Source organism: Burkholderia sola (assembly GCF_905400185.1).
Lineage (GTDB): Bacteria > Pseudomonadota > Gammaproteobacteria > Burkholderiales > Burkholderiaceae > Burkholderia > Burkholderia sola.
The window spans coordinates 2365463-2382075 of sequence record NZ_FR989676.1; the positions used below are offsets into that span (position 1 = coordinate 2365463).

Genomic DNA, 16613 nt, shown 5'->3' on the forward strand with positions numbered 1-16613 from the left:
GTCAAGCGTGCCCGGCGCGCCTGCTGCTGCCCGCCGTTTGCCGCAATTTCAACTGCCCCCATTACAAAAAACGTGTAAAACGCGCACAATTTCGTCCTGAAAATCATCGTTGCACGCAGCCGGTGCGAGTTTCCCCCCGGTTTTGCCGCGCTGCCCGCGTGCCCCGGCAGCCCGAACAACAGAATGGCCATCGAATGACCGTCAGTGGAACCCCGACGCGGGACGCCCGAGAGCCCACGCGCCTCGAGATCATGTTACGCCAGCCGCTCGCGGCCGGCGTCGTTGCGCTGTGCGCGGGCGCCGTGCTGTCGCTCGGCGTCGCGCTGCTCGTGCGCGAGCAGTGGCAAACCGCCGTTCATACGCGTTTCGAACGCCGGACCACGCACGTGACCGCGATGCTGCGGCATGAACTACAGGCCGGTGTCGCCGTGCTCGAAGGTGCGCGCGGCGCGTTCGGCCTCGTCCCGGACATGACGCCCGGCCAATGGCGCCGGTATGCGGAGACGCTCGATCTCGACAGCGGCCGCTCGCCGGTCCGGCAGATCGGCTATGCGCCGCTGACGCGCGCGGCCCGCGGCGCGCTGGCCGGCGCGAAGCCGCTGCCGGCCGATCCGCTCGCGGCAGCGACGCTCAGCGCGCCCGTGTCGAACTCGCCGGTCGTGCGCTTCGGTGCGTCCGACGCGGTGCCGCTCACGCGCGCGCTGCGGACCGGCGATATCGCGCTCGGCGTCCACCCGGCCGACGACGACGCGTCCCGCGACGCCCGCACCCTGACGCTGTTCCTGCCCGTGACGAGCTCGCCGTTGGCCGCCGCCACGCCGTCCGGCACGCGGGAAGCCGGCGTCGACGGGATGCTGTTCGCGGCGCTGAGCCCGCGGCGCCTGGTCGAGCGTGCGCTCGACGCGGAACGCGGGATCGATCTGTGGATGACCGCCAGCGGCGATTCGCGCGCGATCGTCAGCGTCGAGACGACGACCGACGAAGCATCGGCGTCGCCCGACCTGATGCGGCGCACCGATGTGCTGAATTTCGGCGGCACCGCGCTGACGCTCGCCTATTCCGCGGACGGCCGGCCGAGCGCGACCGGCGCGCAGCGTGCGGCCGGCACCGTGCTCGCCGCCGGGCTGATCGCGTCGTTCGGGTTCGCGGCGCTCGTCCATGCGCTACTGCGCGGCCGCGCCGATGCGGGCGCGAGCAGTCGCGGCAGCCTCAACGAAGCGCGGATGATGGGCATCATCCGGTCGTCGATGGAAGCGATCATCACGATCGACGAGAAGCAGACGGTCGTGATCTTCAATCCGATGGCCGAGCAGGTGTTCGGCGTGTCCGCAATGGAGGCGATCGGCGCGCCGCTGTCGCGCTTCATTCCCGAACGGTTCCGCGCCGCACATGCGAAGCACGTCGACCAGTTCGGCGTGACGGGCGTGTCCGAGCGGCAGATGGGCCGCCAGCGCGTGCTGTTCGGGCTGCGCGCCAACGGCGAGGAATTCCCGATCGAAGCATCGATCTCGCAGATCCGCGACGCGTCGGGCAAGCTGTATACGGTGATGCTGCGCGACATCACCGAGCGGCTGCGGGCCGAGAACGCGCTGAAGCAATCGCGCGAGGAATTGCGCGAACTATCGGCGAACCTGCAGAACGTGCGCGAAGAGGAAAAGACCCGCATCGCGCGCGAGCTGCACGACGACCTCGGGCAGCAGCTCACCGCGCTGAAGATGGATCTGTCGGTCGTCGAACAGCAACTGCGCATGCCCGGCCGCGCGCAGCCCGACGCAGGCCTGCAGACGCATCTGCAAGGCATGCGGCGGCTGATCGACGCGACGGTCGCGTCAGTGCGGCGCATCGCGGCCGACCTGCGGCCGGTAATGCTCGACGACCTCGGCCTCGTGCCCGCGATCGAATGGCTCGCGAACGATTTCACGAACCGCTACGGGATCGATGTCGAGCGCCACATCGAAACGGGCGGCCTCACGTTCACCAGCACGGGCGCGACCACGCTGTTCCGGATCGTCCAGGAAGCGCTGACGAACGTCGCGCGCCATGCGGATGCGACGCGCGTGGCGTTGCGGCTCGACATCGAGGAAGGCTTTTGCGTGCTGCGCGTCGCGGACAACGGCCGCGGCGCGGCGCCCGGCGGGCCGGCCCACGAGGACAAATCGTTCGGCCTGATCGGCATTCGCGAACGCGCACACATGCTGGGCGGCACCGTGACCATCGATACCGCGCTCGCGCGCGGTTTCTCGATTACCGTCTCGTTTCCGCTCGGCACCGTTCAACAGGACACGCTCATCACATGATCAAGGTGCTCATCGCCGACGACCATACGCTCGTACGCGACGGTCTGCGGCACATCCTCCAGAACGCCACCGGATTCGAGGTGGCCGGCGAAGCCTTCGACGGCCCGTCGACGATCGCGCTGGTGCGGGCGACGCCTGCGCAGGTACTCGTGCTCGACTTGTCGATGCCGGGCCGCAACGGCGTCGAACTGATCAAGCAGATCAAGGACGAGAAGCCCGCGCTGCGCGTGCTCGTGCTGACGATGCACGCGGAGCAGCAATACGCGGTGCGTGCGTTCCGCGCGGGCGCGTCCGGCTATCTGACGAAGGAAAGCGCGAGCGCGGAGCTGGTCGGCGCGGTCACGAAAGTGGCGTCGGGGGGCGTCTACGTGAGCCTCGCGATGGCCGAGCAGTTCGCGCAGAGCCTGAACGAGCCGGCCGAAACGCTGCCGCACCAGCGGCTGTCCGACCGCGAATTCGACGTGTTCCGGCGGATCGCCGCCGGCCAGACGCTGACCGAGATCGCGAACGCGTTGTGCGTGAGCGCGAAGACGGTCAGCACCTACAAGACCCGGATCCTGGAAAAGATGCAGATGCCGCACGAAGCGGCGCTCGTGCGTTACGCGATGCGGCACAAGCTGCTCGACGAAACGGACGACGTGTAACGGACGACGTGTAGCGGACGACGTGTAACGGACGACGTCTGGCCGGCGTGGTGCGGGCCTCGGCAGGCCCGCGCATGACGCGTTACTTCGCGGGCACCGGGCACGCGAGGTCGCCTTCCTCGCAGGACAGATAGCCTTTCAGCGTTTCGGTGCGCACTTTGGTCAGATCGTCGAGGCAGGTCGATACGACCATCGGGTATGCACTGCCGCCCTCGGCATTCGCACTCGAGAAATGGCATTCGGCGTCGCGGTACGCGATCCACGCGCGCTGCGCGTCCACGAGCTTGTCGGCGAGCGGCCGCGCGCCGCGCAGGCGCGCGGTGACGGCCTGGTAGATCCGGTTCAGTTCCCCGTCGGATTTCTTGTACGCGCGATCGGCACACGCCGTCATCGTCGCCTGATCCGTCGCGTCCGCACAATTCGCCTGCGCATGGGCGACGCTCGCCACCAGCGCCAGCGAGCCCAGCAGACCGGTCAAGACACGCATGGATGCTCCTTTGTTGTTCGTTGAAGTGTGGAACCCGGCGCCTTGTTGCGCCCCGTGTGCATGGGCCGCGCCACCGCGGCGACATCGACCGCGATGCTAGCGCACGCGCGGCGGATTGTCAGCGGGTGCCGGGGTGACGCCCGAGACGCGATTTCGCCGGTTGTCGTGTTTTCCTGACGGCGAAAGCATCCGATCGCTGCGCATCATTGAGAAAGCCCGCACTCGGAACTGAACCGAGTGCGGGCTTTCTCGACAAACCTTCAGCCACGGTCCCCAAGGGCCGCGACACAACGGCCGACTTAGTGGCCGAAATACACCGACGAGCGGTCGCTGACGGCCGGCACGACCGCGCGCTGGCCCGACTGCGACGTCGCGATCGGGTTCGAACCGTAACCGGTTGCGTCGGCTTGCGCGCCCGTGTTCTGCGCGGCGGCGATCTTGGCCTGGGCGGCCTGGATGTTTTCCGGATAGTTGATCCAGTCGTTCGGGTTGTACCCGGCCTTTTCGAGCTGGACCAGCTCGGCGCGCACTTGCGCGCGCGTCAGCGGCTGTTGGTTCGATTGGGCGAACGAGACGACCGGTGCAGCCACGAGGGCGGCCAGTGCAACTGCCTTGATCAGCGATTTCATGATGCGTTACCTCCAGGATTGTTTTGTCAGGCGCTTCGGACTCGGGGTCGTTGCGCATGAGTAGAAGTCTAGGAGTCGCCGCTATCAGGGTAAATACTTAAATCGCAAATTCACTGTTGACCGAAACCGTACAATCGCGCGGGAATAACGTGATTCATCAGACGATTATCGACGCTCGCACACCGAATGCCACTCTTCGGCATCCGGCACGCTCGGCAGCGCGTCAGCGCGGGCGATCGGTATCCACCGACGCCATCTGCCTGTCGAACAGCAACGCCTTGAGGCGCACGCGATCGTCGGCATCGATGTCGCCGAACGCCGCATGATGCAACGTCAGCGCTGGGGCCGCCGGGTCGGCATGCACGGCCCGCACCGTGCCGTCGAGCGCCAGTTGCTCGACGCGGCCGCCGGTTTCGTACGGAAGCAGCACGCGCAACGGCTCGCCGGTGGCCGCGAGCGGCCGGTCGACGGCGATCGACAAGCCGCTCAGGCTGATGTCGTGCACCATTCCGATGCCTTCCGCCCCCTGCGCCGCGCCGCTGCAGCGGGCGGCGATGCGCACCGGCACGCGCGGCTCCGCGCGCGCACGCAGCCGGTCGACGAAGCCGGGCGGCGACAGGATCATGAACGGCGCGGCGCCTGACGCCTGCACCGATTCGACCGTCGCGCCGAAACGGAACACCGCGGCAGCGCCGATCGCCACCGCTTCAACGTCGTCGCCGCGTGCGAACTCGAGCACGGCGGCGGGTAGCGGTTCGACGAACAGCGCGCCCGACGCACCGACACCGATCAGCCGGCAGCGTTGCAGCGCACGCGTCGTGCCGACCCGGCGGCGAATGCCGATCGCCGCGCCCGCCGACAAGCCCATGCGCGTGGCGGGCGCGCCCGCCGCCCCGGGCACGCTCGGCTCGATGCCGCTGCCCTCGCGTCGGCGTACGGGGTGGAAATGGTCGAACAGGAACGCATGCTGCGCGGCATCCTGCAGCGTCGTGCCGGCCGGCAGCAGCGCGGCACCGTCGGCGTCGTAGAGGTCGAAGCCGAGCGGGACGCCGGCGGAAAGATCGTCGCGCGCGAGCGCGACGTAGTCGGTGGAAAGCCGCATCGGAGAAGCGCGGAGCGACCGCGCGAGCTATCGTGACAACTTGATTACGGCAGCATCGCGCGGAATCTGAATGGCTTCGTTACTGCGACGCACCCGTGGCATCGGGCGACGCCGGGACCGGCACCGGCGGTGGCGGAGCCGGCACGGCCGACGGGGCGGCGCCGACGCCGGTGCTGCTTCCGCTCGTGATACTGGCGCCTGCCGGTGGCTGCGCAGGCTGCGATGCGCTCGCCGACAGCGCCGCAGCCGACGCGGCCACTTCGGACGCCGGCACCCATTCCTCAACGATGCCGCCGGACGCGGCATCCGGCGCCGATGCAGCCGAAGCCGCCGACGCCGCCTCTTCGTCGGTCTCGGCCGGACGCTCGATACGCTGTGTCCTGACCGGCGTGGGCGCCTTCTTCGCCTCGGGCGGGAACCACGTGTCGAACAGGTCGGTCACGCGCTCGCGCAGCGATCCGAACCAGCCCGGCGACGGCTCGGTATCGAATTTCGCCTTCGTATCGACGATCCGGGCGCGCTGCGCGCGCTGGAAGAAATCGCCGACGATCGGCAGCGCGCTGTGCGCGCCCTGCCCCCAGTAATCGCTGCGCAGCGTCACGCGGCCGTCGTCGAACCCGACCCACGCGCCGGCGACGAGGCCCGGCTGCATCAGGATGAACCAGCCGTCCGCGTTGTCCTGTGTCGTGCCGGTCTTGCCGGCCACGTCGCCGCGGATCCCGAAGCGGGTGCGGATGCTGCCGCCCGTGCCGCGCGTCACGACGTCGCGCATCACGTCGAGCAGCGTCTTGTCGGTTTCGGCATCGAGCGCACGCTCGGGCGGCGCCGGTGCGTATTCGGCGAGCACCTCGCCCTGGCGGTTCTCGATGCGCGTGACCATCTGCGGCTCGACGTACAGCCCGCCGTTCGCGATCGTCGCGTACGACGCGACCATTTCCTTCAGCGTGACCGGGCTCGTGCCAAGCGCGAGCGACGGCACGCGTTCGAGCGGGCTTTCGCGCACGCCCATGTCGCGCGCGAGCCGCGCGACGGCGCCCGGCCCGACCTTCTCCATCACTTGCGCGGTGATCCGGTTGCGCGACAGCGCGACGGCGTCGCGCAGCGTCATCGGCTTGCCCGTAGGCGGCGCGTCATCGTTCGGTCGCCAGATCTCGCCGCCCTTCAGCGGAATCTCGACCGGCTGGTCGATGAACGTGTCCTCCGGCTTCATCCCGCTCGCGAACGCGGCGCCATAGACGAACGGCTTGAACGTTGAGCCCGGCTGGCGCCGCGCCTGCGCGACGTGGTCGAACGGCTCGCGCGTGAAGTCGCGGCTGCCGACCCACGCGCGGATCTGCCCGTCGCGCGGATCGATCGCGAGGAAGCCGGCCTGCACGTCGGTCTTCGCCTTGCACAGCGCATGCAGGAAGCCGCGGTCGGCCGCGAGCAGCTTCATCGCCGCCGCGTCGTCCTTGCCGGCGTCCTGCGCGGCCTTGTACTCGGGCGATTCGCGCATGAAGGTGCGGAACACCTCGTTGTCGGTGCCGCAGCCGTCGCGGCCGCTCCACGCGTTGTTCGCGATGCCCTGCAACTGATTGCCCTGCAGCGTGAGCGCCTGCGTCGCCATCTGCTGGAGCCGCGAGTCGATCGTCGTGCGCACGATCAGCCCGTCCGAGTAGATGTTGTAGTCGTTGCGGTCGGCCCACGCGATCAGCCACTTGCGCAACTGCTGCGCGAAATGCGGCGCCGGCCCGGGCGGCTCCTTCTGGCGCTCGAAGTCGATGCGCAGCGGCCGGCGCTGCAGCTGCGCGAACTGCGCCGGCGACAGCTTGCCGTACTTCACCATCTGGCCGAGCACCGTGTTGCGCCGTTGCAGCGCGCGCTCGGGGTTCAGCACCGGGTTGTAGTAGCTGTTGCCCTTCAGCATCCCGACGAGCGTCGCGCTGTCGAGCACGTCGAGTTCGTCGGCCGACTTGTCGAAATAGGTGCGCGCGGCCATCTCGACGCCGTACGCGTTGTACAGGAACGGCACCGTGTTCAGGTAGGTCTCGAGGATCTGGTCCTTGCTGTAGACGGCCTCGATCTTCAGCGCGGTGATCGCCTCCTTCACCTTGCGCGTGAGCGTCGGCGCGCGGCCGATCTCGTCCGGGTACAGGTTGCGCGCGAGCTGCTGCGTGATCGTCGAGCCGCCCTGGCGGCTGCCCGAGAACGTATGGAGCGCGGCCGACGCCGTGCGCTTCCAGTCGAGGCCGTGGTGTTCGTAGAAGCGATGATCCTCGGTCGCGATCAGCGCGTCGACCATGTGCGGCGAGATCTGCTTGAGCGACACCCATTCGCGGTTCGACGGCTTGAATTCGGCCAGCAGCTTGCCGTCGGCGGACAGCACCTGCGCGGGCTGGTCGACGCGCGCCTTGCGGATGTCGCCGATGCCCGGCGTGAACGGGATCAGCGCGACCACGTACACGGCGAACAGCGCCGGCACGGCGGCGGCGGCGAGCAGCGCGCCACGGCGCGTCGGGTGGCGGACATGGCGCCACGCGGTGGCGGCGAGAGGCTTGACCCGCGCGACGGCGGCCGCCGCGACGGGTTGGGCGCGCGCGACCCATCTGGCACAGAAGGCACGCACTGACGGCACGTTTCGGCGATTCACGCGGGTGGAGCTCGGCTGAAAAGGCTGCATCGTACCAAACTCGCGCGGCCGTCCGGCCCGCGGCGGCCTTGGGCTGGCACACGCGGTACGGTGTTACGACGGCGCTCACGCAAAAAAAGGCGCGTGTCCGGCAATCGGAGCGACGCGCCAAACCTGGTACCACAACCGGAACGCCGCGCGACGGCGGCGTGCCCCGCGCCGCGGCTCAGCGCACGAGAAATCCGTACGTGAGCGGATCGCGCTCGTCGACGATCCAGTTCGCGAACCCGCAGATATGCGCGCTGCCTTCCACTTCCGGGATCACGGCCGGGATGTCGCCGACCGTCGTTTCGCGCAGCACGCGGCCCTTGAAGACCGTGCCGACGATCGATTCGTTGACGAGCGTGTCGCCTGCCGCGAGCAGCCCGCGCTGGTAGAGCTGCGCGACGCGCCCGCCGGTGCCGGAGCCGGTCGGCGAGCGGTCGACCTCGCGATCCGCGAACACGCAGCAGTTCGCCTGCGTCGAGCCCGCGTGGCGCGGCGCGTTCGCGATGATCGTGCCGTAGATATGGTTGATTTCCGGGATCTCCGGATGCGCGACCGGATATTTCGCGTTCGCGGCCGCCTTCACCTCGGCGCCGAAGCGAATCAGTTTCTCGACTGCCGATTCGCGCACCGGCAGGTCGAACGGCGCGCCGTCGACATAGAAATAGAACGCGCCGCCATACGCGATGTCGCCGGTCACGGTGCCGAACGACAGCGTGTCGACCGACACGTCGCGCTCCCAGATGAACGACGGCACGTTGACGAAGCGCACGGGCCCCGCATGCTCGCCGTCCCACCGGACGAACGCCTCGATGAAGCCGCACGGCGCGTCGATGCCGACTCGCGTCTCGGGCACCATGCGCTGCACCCAGCCGAGTTCGACGGCCGCGGTCGACAGCGCGATCACGCCATGTCCGCAATGGTCGCTGTAGCCTTCGTTGTGCACGAAGATCACGCCGAAATCGGCGTTCGGCGACACGGGCTCGGTCAGATAGCCGCCGTACATGTCGGCGTGGCCGCGCGGTTCGAACATCAGCGCGCGGCGGATTTCGTCGGCGTGTTCCTTGAGCCACGCGCGGCGCTGGACGATCGTGTCGCCGGGCAGGCGCGGCAGCCCGCTCGTGACGATGCGGAACGCCTCGCCGCCGGTGTGCACTTCGACGGTGGACAGGGATCGGGAAATTTTCATGGGGGATCGGGTGCGTTGAAACGAAGGACGGCGGCCGGGCCGCCGTCCGGTGACGGGCCGTGCGGCAATTACTTCGCGTACGGTTCCGGCAGGCCGTTGCGGATCACGTAGACGGTGGTCGGCGCGCCTTTCAGGTCGCCGTTCGCGTCGAACGAATAGGTGCCCGCGACGCCCGCGTAGTTCGTCTTCGCGAGCTGCGCGATCAGCTTCGCCTTGTCGGTGGTCGTGCCGGCCTTGACCATCGCATCGGCGAGCAGCTTCATGCCGTCGTAGTAGTTGACGCCGTAGACCTGCGTATCGGTGCGATAGGCGTCGTGGTACTTCTTCAGGAATTCGCGCCCGGCCGGCGTCTTCTCGAGCGCGACGCCGCCCTGCGCGCAATAGACGATCGACGCGGCCTCGCCCGCGACCTTGCCCATGTCGGCCGAACAGATGCCGTCGCCGCCGAGCAGCTTCGCGCGCAGGCCGCGCTGCTTCATCTGCTTGGCCATCGGCGCACCCTGCGCCGCATAGCCGCCGAGGAAGATCACGTCGGGGTTGGCGGCCTTGATCTTGGTGAGAATGCCGAGGAAGTCGGTGGCCGACGAATTCGTGTATTCCTGGTCGACGATCTTGATCCCGTTCGCCTTCGCGACGTTGATGAACTGCTCGGCGACGCCCTGCCCGTACGCGGTGCGATCGTCGATCACGGCGGCGGTTTTCGCGTTCAGCGTCTTCGCGGCGAACGTGGCCATCGTGCCGCCGAGCTGCTCGTCGCTCGCGCCGATCCGGAAGATGTTCTTGAAGCCCTGCTTCGTCAGCGCCGGATTCGACGCGACCGGCAGGATCGGCACGCCGGCCGTCGAATACACGCGCGACGCCGGAATCGCGACGCCCGAGTTGTACGGGCCGAGCACGGCGACGACGCCCTTGTCGACGAGGTTCTGCGCGACCTGCACGCCGGCCTTCGGGTCGGCCTGGTCGTCTTCGGAAACCAGTTTGAACGTCACGGTCTTCCCGCCGACCTTCACGCCGGCCTTGTTGAGCTCGTCGATCGCGAGCCGCGCGCCGTTTTCGTTGTCCTTGCCGTTGGCGGCCTGCGGGCCCGTGAGCGGCGCCGAATGGCCGATCATCACGACTTCCTGCGCATGCGCGGAAGTCAGCGCGCCGGCGGCCACGGCCACCGAGAGCGCGGTCATGAGGTGTCGCATGGTGTCTCCTGATTGGTTTTGTGTGAAACCAATGTAGGACACGCGTGGTCACATCGCAAGCAATTTCAAAATAATTATCGGGATTTTGGTCACATTGAAGACCAAACCACTCCCATCATTTTGGCGCAATGTCGCGCCGCACGCGGCGAATGTGCTGTTCGACATAGAACGCGGCCGCATCGGCATCCCCGGACACGATCGCCTCGTAGATCAACCGGTGCTCGGACACGTACAGCCGGATCCGGCCCCCGTCGTAGATGCCATCGTCCTTCAGCCGCTTCCACAGCGGCTGGTCCATCGTCTTCGCGACTTCGTCCGCGATCTTCACGATCAGCGCGTCGCCGGTCATCAGCGCGAGCTGCCGGTGGAACAGCCGGTCGCTCTCGTTCCACAACGCGCGCTGGTGCGGATCGTCGACGTCGGTGATGGTCTCCATTTGCGCGAGATAGCGCTCGGCGCCGGGGTCGGCGCGGCCATGAGCGGCCGCGCGGCGCGCGATCGCGGGCTCGAGGATCAGCCGCACGTCGAGCGTCGACGTCGGACTGAAGTCGGCCTCGGACGCCGCGTGCGCGTCGCCGCGCTGTGCGAGCACGTCGAGCGGGGCCGCGACGACGTAGGTGCCCGAATTGCGCTTCGTGAACACGAGCCCTTCGTTCTGCAGCGCGCCGAGCGCCTCGCGCACGGCCGGCCGGCCGACCTGGAACAGCGCCGCGAGCTCGCGCTCGGACGGCAGCCGCGATTCGGCCGCGTAGCGCCCCGCGCGGATCTCGTCGCGGATCTTTTCGGCTACCTGCTCGTAGATCTGCAGCGGCCTGAAACCGCCTTCGAGTGAGTCGGGACGCGCGGACATCATCGTGTGGCTCCTGCCCGTTCGCGGGCGTGGATCTGGAATGGGTTCGCACTATACCGGAGCGGCGCGGGCAGCGCGGCAGCGGCGAGCCTTCTGGCCAGATATTAGAACCAAAATCACCGGCACGCTTTATTTTCTGGGTTGCCGACGCGCCAGCAAGTGGTATAGATTCGATCCACACTGCCCTGTGTCACGGTACCGGCAGACCTGCGGCGGGCGCGGCATGCGTCCGCCGTCCACGCTTACTGACCGCCAAGACGTACACGATGACCGCCTTCTCCCCGATTCCCGTTTTCGATGCGGCCGACACGGCCGCGCTGCTCGACTATCCGGCGCTGCTCGCCACGCTCAGGCAAGCGGTCGTCGAGTACGCGGCAGGCGACATCGTCAGCCCCGAACGCCTGGTCGTGCCGCTGCAACGCGGCGGCGTGATGCTGTCGATGCCGTCGAGCGCACACGATCTGGCGAGCCACAAGCTCGTGAACGTGTGCCCCGGCAACGGCGCACGCGGGCTGCCGACGATTCTCGGCCAGGTCACCGCGTACGATGCGACGACCGGCGAAATGCGCTTCGCGCTCGACGGCCCGACCGTCACCGGCCGCCGCACGGCGGCGATCACCGCGCTCGGCATCCAGGCGCTGCATGGCGACGCGCCGCGCGACATCCTGCTGATCGGCACCGGCAAGCAGGCGGCCAATCACGCGGAAGCGCTCGCCGCGATCTTTCCGGACGCGCGCCTTCACGTGCGCGGCACGAGCGCGGACGGCGCGGCCGCCTTCTGCGCCGCCCACCGCGCGCATGCGCCGCAGCTCGCGCCGCTCGACGGCGACGCGATTCCCGATGCGATCGACGTGGTCGTCACGCTGACGACGAGCCGCACGCCCGTCTATCGCGACGCCGCGCGCGAAGGCCGGCTCGTGGTCGGCGTCGGCGCGTTCACCGCGGATGCCGCGGAGATCGACGCGAACACGGTGCGGGGCAGCCGGCTCGTCGTCGACGATCCGGCCGGCGCGCGCCACGAAGCCGGCGACCTGATCGTCGCGCAGGTCGACTGGCAGCACGTCGCGTCGCTCGCCGACGTGCTGAACGGCACCTTCGCCCGCGGCGGCCCGCTGCTGTTCAAGAGCGTCGGCTGCGCCGCATGGGATCTGGCCGCGTGCCGCACCGCGCGCGACGCACTGGCCGCGCGCCGCGCCGGCTGACCCGGCCGCGCAACCGTTCGCGCCGCTCGCGCGGCATCGCATCGTCGGATTCACACCGGCGATTTCCCGTACGCGGTGTAGGAAACGCCCTACACCGCGTCGAAGCGGCCTACACGAAGTTCCAATTCGGCCGATTTCAATTTCGGCGGCGCAACACGATACTGCCGGCATGAATGCCAGCCTGTCACCCGCCGCACTCAGGGTGTTTCTCGTCGATCACGCGGTTGCCGTCCGCCAACGGATCGCGCTGCTCGTCGGCGCGATTCGCGGCGTCGCCGTCGTGGGCGAAGCGGAAGACGGCCAGGACGCGTGGACGCATATCCGCAGCAGTCGCGCGGACGTGGTGATCGTCGACGTGCGGCTCGCGGACGGCAGCGGTCTCGACCTGATCGGGATGCTGTCGAAGGCCGCGCCGCGCATCGTCACGATCGTGCTGACGAACCACTCGGCGCCGGCATTCAGAGAGGCATGCGCGACGGCGGGAGCCGACTACTTCTTCGACAAGACCGTCGAATTCGACACCGCATGCCGTGTCATCGAATCCCTGGTGCACGCTCGCGTGCGCCGCCCCTGACGAGCCGGAGCGCCTCATGTCCACCGCCACCGCCTTCGCCGACGTATCCGTCGTACCCCGGCCGACGATTCCGCCGCGCCCGGCCGCGCGCGCCGACGCCGCCAAGCACCCGGCCGCACGCTGCTCGGCCTGCGCGATGCGCTCGATGTGCCTGCCACCGCACCTGACGCCCGCCGAATACGGCCGCCTCGACGCGATCATCTGCACGACGCGGCAGGTTCGCCAGGGCGACGCGCTGTTCCGCACCGACGATCCGTTCCAGAGCATCTACGCGGTGCGCGCGGGTTCGTTCAAGACGGTGATGATGCATCGCGACGGCCGCGAGCACGTGACGGGCTTCCAGATCGCCGGCGAAACGCTCGGGATGGACGGCATCGGCAGCGGCCAGCACTGTTGCGACGCGATCGCGCTGGAGGACAGCGTGGTGTGCATCATCCCGTTCGGCGCGCTCGAAGCCGCGTGCCGCGAGATCAAGCCGATGCAGCACTTCCTCTACCAGATGCTGAGCAGCGAGATCGTCCGCGAATCGAGCCAGATGCTGTTGCTCGGCACGATGTCGGCCGAGCAGCGCGTCGCGCATTTCCTGCTGAACCTGTCGTCGCGGTTCGAGGCGCGCGGCTATTCGGCGACCGAATTCAACCTGCGGATGACGCGCGAGGAAATCGGCTGCTATCTCGGGATGAAGCTCGAAACGGTCAGCCGGATGTTCTCGCGGTTCCATCGCGACGCGCTCGTCGAAACGCGCGGCAAGCGTGTGCGCATCATCAACCCGCAAGCGCTCGCGCGAGTCTGACACGCGGCGCCGCGCTGACAGGCGCGGCGTCACCGCATCGCGTCGCCGGTCGCCGCGTCGCGCAGCGCAACCGTTGCGGCGCCTGCCTGCCACGCGAGCAGCGCCCGTTCGGCCTGCGCGAACGCGAGACGCAATGCGTCGTCCACGTCGGCCCCGACGCACGGCGGCAGCGACCGGAGCGTCGCGTCGCGCATCACCAGTTCCAGCCGCACGTCGTACCGGCGCGCGCCATCGGCCGCCGTGCGCGATTCGATCGCGAGATGGCAGCCTTCGATCCACGCGCGAAACCGCTCGAGTCGCACCAGTTGCGCGCCGGCTTCGGCCTCGACCGCAGCCGAACCGGTGAATCCGAGGCAGGCGATCTGCATGCCCACGCCCATGTCGTCTCTCCTGACGGGGCCGCCCGCTCGTCGACCGCCTTGCAAGTGCCGGCCGCCTCACGATGGGGCGGCCCGTGTTTCCCGTGGCGCGGCGCGCATTGTTCGATCGCGGCCGGCCGATTGTCTGCCCGCGCCCGACAGGCGCGGGACCGTTCAGACGTTGAAGGTCTGCGACGCCTTCATCTCGATCCACGTCATGCCGGCCCGCAACCCTTCGATCATCGCCTCGCGCTCCGTCGGATACGCGTGGCTGTGCTCGAACGTATGATGAAACCGCGCGGCGCCGGCGCCGTGCTCGACCGACACGCGGCAGCGGAATTCGCCCGATTCGCACGGGCGCGTCTCCACTTCGACCGACCAGTCGCGTTCGTGAATGTTGCCCTGCAGTGTCATGCGCCCTCCTGCGGTATCAGCCTTCGAGCCGGAAGTGCCCGCTGTGCAGCAGCACCGGCCGGCCGCCGATTTCCTCGAGCATTCGTCGTGCCATCGCCTCGATGGCCGACCGGTGCGCGTCGAATGCGCCCAGCAGATCGCGTTCGAGCAGCGACTGCGCGCCGAAATGGTCTTCCAGCGCCTCGGCCGTGACCGCGCACTGAACGCAACGCCCGTCGACCAGCGCCGAAAACGCGACGACCAGATCGCGCGCGCAATATTCCGGCGGCTCGGACGGGAAAACGATGTGCATCTGTCGGTCTGTCATCGTCGTGATGGCTCCATGACGAGAGCATAGTGGCGCGCGCGGCCGCGCGCTTGACCCACGTCAACAGGCTCGCTGCACCGCACGATCGCGGTGTAGCCGCGCGCCGCCGCTTCCTCTGCTTCAGCCGGCGTCGGGCTCGATCGCCGCGCCGCGCTGCGCGAGCAGCTCGCGCAGCACGCTGCGGTGGCAATGGTTTTCGTCGTCGCAGTAGCAGCCGATCGAGAACGCAGTCGTCGCCGACAGCGCGGCCAGCAGGTCCAGCACCTTGGCCGGATCGCCATGCGCCATCTCCGCGCGGAAGTGGCGCTTGAACGCGTTCCATTCGGCGTCGGTTTCAGCGGCCTGCGCCTGCGCGACGAGCTCGGGGCTCGGCGACAACGTCGGCAACCATACATCATAGTAGTTGCGCGACGCGAATTCCGCCTTCGGTACGCCGCGCGGCGGCCGCCGCACCGTGCCAATCCGCAGGCCCTCGCCGGCCGCGCGCGGCGTGCCGAGCTGGATGATCCGGATGCCCATGTCGCTCCTCTGCTCCCCTGCATTGCGTACGATCCCGTGATCGTACCGCCGCGCCCGCCCGTGGGTCATCCGCGCCTCGCACATGACGGCCGCCCAACAAAAAACCGGCTGTTCCCGCGACGGGAAACAGCCGGTTCTTCAGCGTTGCGCGCCGGGGCGCGCCGCGTTCAGACGCCGCTCTTCAGTACCTTGCCGATCGCGTCCGCGACGATGCCGACGTTCGAGTCGTTCAGGCCCGCCACGCACATCCGGCCCGAGCGCAGGATGTATACGCCGTGCACCTCGCGCAGCGCGTCGACCTGCGTTTCGGTCAGGCCCGTGTACGTGAACATCCCGCGCTGCTTCACGTAGCGCGTGAGCGCTTCGCCGCTCACGTGGTCGCGCAGGCCGTCGTGGATCGACTGGCGCATCCGCGCGATGCGGCGGCACATCGCCGACAGCTCCTCTTCCCACTGCTTGCGCAGCGCCGGCGTGCCGAGCACGGCCGCGACGACCTTCGCGCCGTAGGTCTGCGGGTTGCTGTAGTTCGAGCGCACGGCGCCGGCCAACTGGCCGAGCACGCGCTCGGCCGCGGCCGCGTCCTCGCAGACGACGCTCAGGCCGCCCACGCGTTCGCCGTACAGCGAGAAGTTCTTCGAGAACGAGTTCGCGACGAGCGTCGGCACGCCGCGGCGGGCCAGTTCGCGCACCGCGAACGCGTCCGCGTCGAGGCCCGCGCCGAAGCCCTGGTACGCCATGTCGACGAACGGCAGCAGCCCGCGCGCCTCGATCACGTCGATCAGCTTCTCCCACTGGCCTTCGTCGAGATCGACACCGGTCGGGTTATGGCAGCACGCGTGCAGCAGCACGATGCTGCGCGCCGGCAGCGCGTCGATCGCCGCGAGCATCGCGTCGAACTTCAGGCCGCCCGTGGCCTCGTCGTAGTACGGATACGTGTTCACCGTGAAGCCGGCGCGCTCGAAGATGAAGCGATGGTTTTCCCAGCTCGGATCGCTGAGCCACACCTGCGAATCCGGGAAATAGCGCTTCAGGAAATCGGCGCCGACCTTCAGCGCGCCCGAGCCGCCGAGCGTCTGCAGCGTCGCGATGCGGCCGGCCGCGCGAGCCGGGTGATCCGCACCGAACACCAGCGCTTGCACGGCGTCGCGGTACGCGGCCAAGCCGACCATCGGCAGGTACGGCTTCGGGCCGCTGTCGCGCTGCAGCGCGGTTTCGGCTTCGCGCACGGCGCCCAGCACCGGAATCCGGCCTTCGGCGTCGAAATAGATCCCGATGCTCAGGTTGACCTTCTGGTCGCGCGGATCTTTCTGGAAGTTCTCGTTGAGCGTCAGGATCGGGTCGCCCGGGTACGCGTCGATGTGTTCGAACATGGCTTGAATCGGTCTCGTTTGGAAGAATGGTCGG

17 protein-coding genes are annotated in these 16613 nt (G+C 68.5%); 5 read left to right on the top strand and 12 right to left on the bottom strand.

Annotated elements, in window-relative coordinates:
* Positions 1–194: 194 nt before the first annotated feature.
* Positions 195–2297 (top strand): PAS domain S-box protein, encoded by a 2103-nt coding sequence (locus KR541_RS27010; protein ID WP_050011039.1) that lies wholly within the window; start codon positions 195–197, stop codon positions 2295–2297.
* Positions 2294–2941 carry a response regulator gene (locus tag KR541_RS27015; protein WP_006479054.1) on the top strand — a complete coding sequence of 216 codons (648 nt, stop codon included), beginning with the start codon at positions 2294–2296 and terminating at the stop codon, positions 2939–2941. Before KR541_RS27010 ends, KR541_RS27015 begins: the two co-directional genes overlap by 4 nt.
* 82 nt (positions 2942–3023) lie before the next feature.
* Here the strand turns inward: KR541_RS27015 and KR541_RS27020 are convergent, their stop codons facing one another.
* From KR541_RS27020 to KR541_RS27050, 7 genes are all read right to left on the bottom strand, one after another.
* A complete protein-coding gene (locus tag KR541_RS27020; protein WP_050011038.1) occupies positions 3024–3428 on the bottom strand; it encodes a lysozyme inhibitor LprI family protein in 405 nt (134 codons plus the stop codon).
* Positions 3429–3727: 299 nt separating this feature from the next.
* Entirely contained in the window at positions 3728–4057 is a 330-nt protein-coding gene (locus KR541_RS27025) for a DUF4148 domain-containing protein (protein WP_050011037.1), read from the bottom strand.
* Between the two features lie 223 nt (positions 4058–4280).
* Positions 4281–5159 (bottom strand): flagellar brake protein, encoded by an 879-nt coding sequence (locus KR541_RS27030; RefSeq protein ID WP_050011036.1) that lies wholly within the window; start codon positions 5157–5159, stop codon positions 4281–4283.
* Between the two features lie 79 nt (positions 5160–5238).
* Positions 5239–7818 (bottom strand): penicillin-binding protein 1A, encoded by a 2580-nt coding sequence (locus KR541_RS27035; RefSeq protein WP_050011035.1) that lies wholly within the window; start codon positions 7816–7818, stop codon positions 5239–5241.
* Positions 7819–7993: 175 nt separating this feature from the next.
* Entirely contained in the window at positions 7994–9001 is a 1008-nt protein-coding gene (lhpH, locus tag KR541_RS27040) for a trans-3-hydroxy-L-proline dehydratase (protein WP_050011034.1), read from the bottom strand.
* A gap of 68 nt (positions 9002–9069) precedes the next feature.
* A complete protein-coding gene (locus tag KR541_RS27045) occupies positions 9070–10191 on the bottom strand; it encodes a branched-chain amino acid ABC transporter substrate-binding protein (protein WP_050011033.1) in 1122 nt (373 codons plus the stop codon).
* A gap of 115 nt (positions 10192–10306) precedes the next feature.
* Positions 10307–11044, bottom strand: a complete 738-nt coding sequence (locus KR541_RS27050; RefSeq protein ID WP_050011032.1) for a FadR/GntR family transcriptional regulator — start codon at positions 11042–11044, stop codon at positions 10307–10309.
* 263 nt (positions 11045–11307) lie between these two features.
* Between KR541_RS27050 and lhpI the strand changes: the two genes are divergently transcribed.
* From lhpI to KR541_RS27065, 3 genes are all read left to right on the top strand, one after another.
* The gene (lhpI, locus tag KR541_RS27055) at positions 11308–12243 is read left to right on the top strand and encodes a bifunctional Delta(1)-pyrroline-2-carboxylate/Delta(1)-piperideine-2-carboxylate reductase (RefSeq protein WP_050011031.1); all 936 of its coding nucleotides are present in this window, start codon (positions 11308–11310) and stop codon (positions 12241–12243) included.
* 169 nt (positions 12244–12412) lie between these two features.
* A complete protein-coding gene (locus KR541_RS27060) occupies positions 12413–12817 on the top strand; it encodes a response regulator transcription factor (protein ID WP_050011030.1) in 405 nt (134 codons plus the stop codon).
* A gap of 16 nt (positions 12818–12833) precedes the next feature.
* Positions 12834–13610, top strand: a complete 777-nt coding sequence (locus tag KR541_RS27065; protein ID WP_050011029.1) for a helix-turn-helix domain-containing protein — start codon at positions 12834–12836, stop codon at positions 13608–13610.
* A 29-nt stretch (positions 13611–13639) separates the two neighbouring features.
* Here KR541_RS27065 and KR541_RS27070 read toward each other — a convergent pair whose 3' ends face one another.
* The 5 genes from KR541_RS27070 to KR541_RS27090 all read right to left on the bottom strand — a co-directional run bounded on the left by KR541_RS27070 (position 13640) and on the right by KR541_RS27090 (position 16579).
* Positions 13640–13990: a hypothetical protein gene (locus tag KR541_RS27070; protein WP_050011028.1), complete on the bottom strand. Its 351-nt coding sequence runs from the start codon at positions 13988–13990 to the stop codon at positions 13640–13642.
* A gap of 153 nt (positions 13991–14143) precedes the next feature.
* Entirely contained in the window at positions 14144–14383 is a 240-nt protein-coding gene (locus tag KR541_RS27075; RefSeq protein WP_006479066.1) for a hypothetical protein, read from the bottom strand.
* A 16-nt stretch (positions 14384–14399) separates the two neighbouring features.
* Positions 14400–14690, bottom strand: a complete 291-nt coding sequence (locus KR541_RS27080) for a DUF1488 family protein (RefSeq protein WP_050011027.1) — start codon at positions 14688–14690, stop codon at positions 14400–14402.
* Positions 14691–14810: 120 nt separating this feature from the next.
* Positions 14811–15209 (bottom strand): DUF488 domain-containing protein, encoded by a 399-nt coding sequence (locus tag KR541_RS27085; protein WP_050011026.1) that lies wholly within the window; start codon positions 15207–15209, stop codon positions 14811–14813.
* Between the two features lie 167 nt (positions 15210–15376).
* Complete coding sequence (locus KR541_RS27090) at positions 15377–16579, bottom strand: amino acid aminotransferase (RefSeq protein ID WP_124554254.1); 1203 nt, start codon at positions 16577–16579, stop codon at positions 15377–15379.
* Positions 16580–16613: the final 34 nt, after the last annotated feature.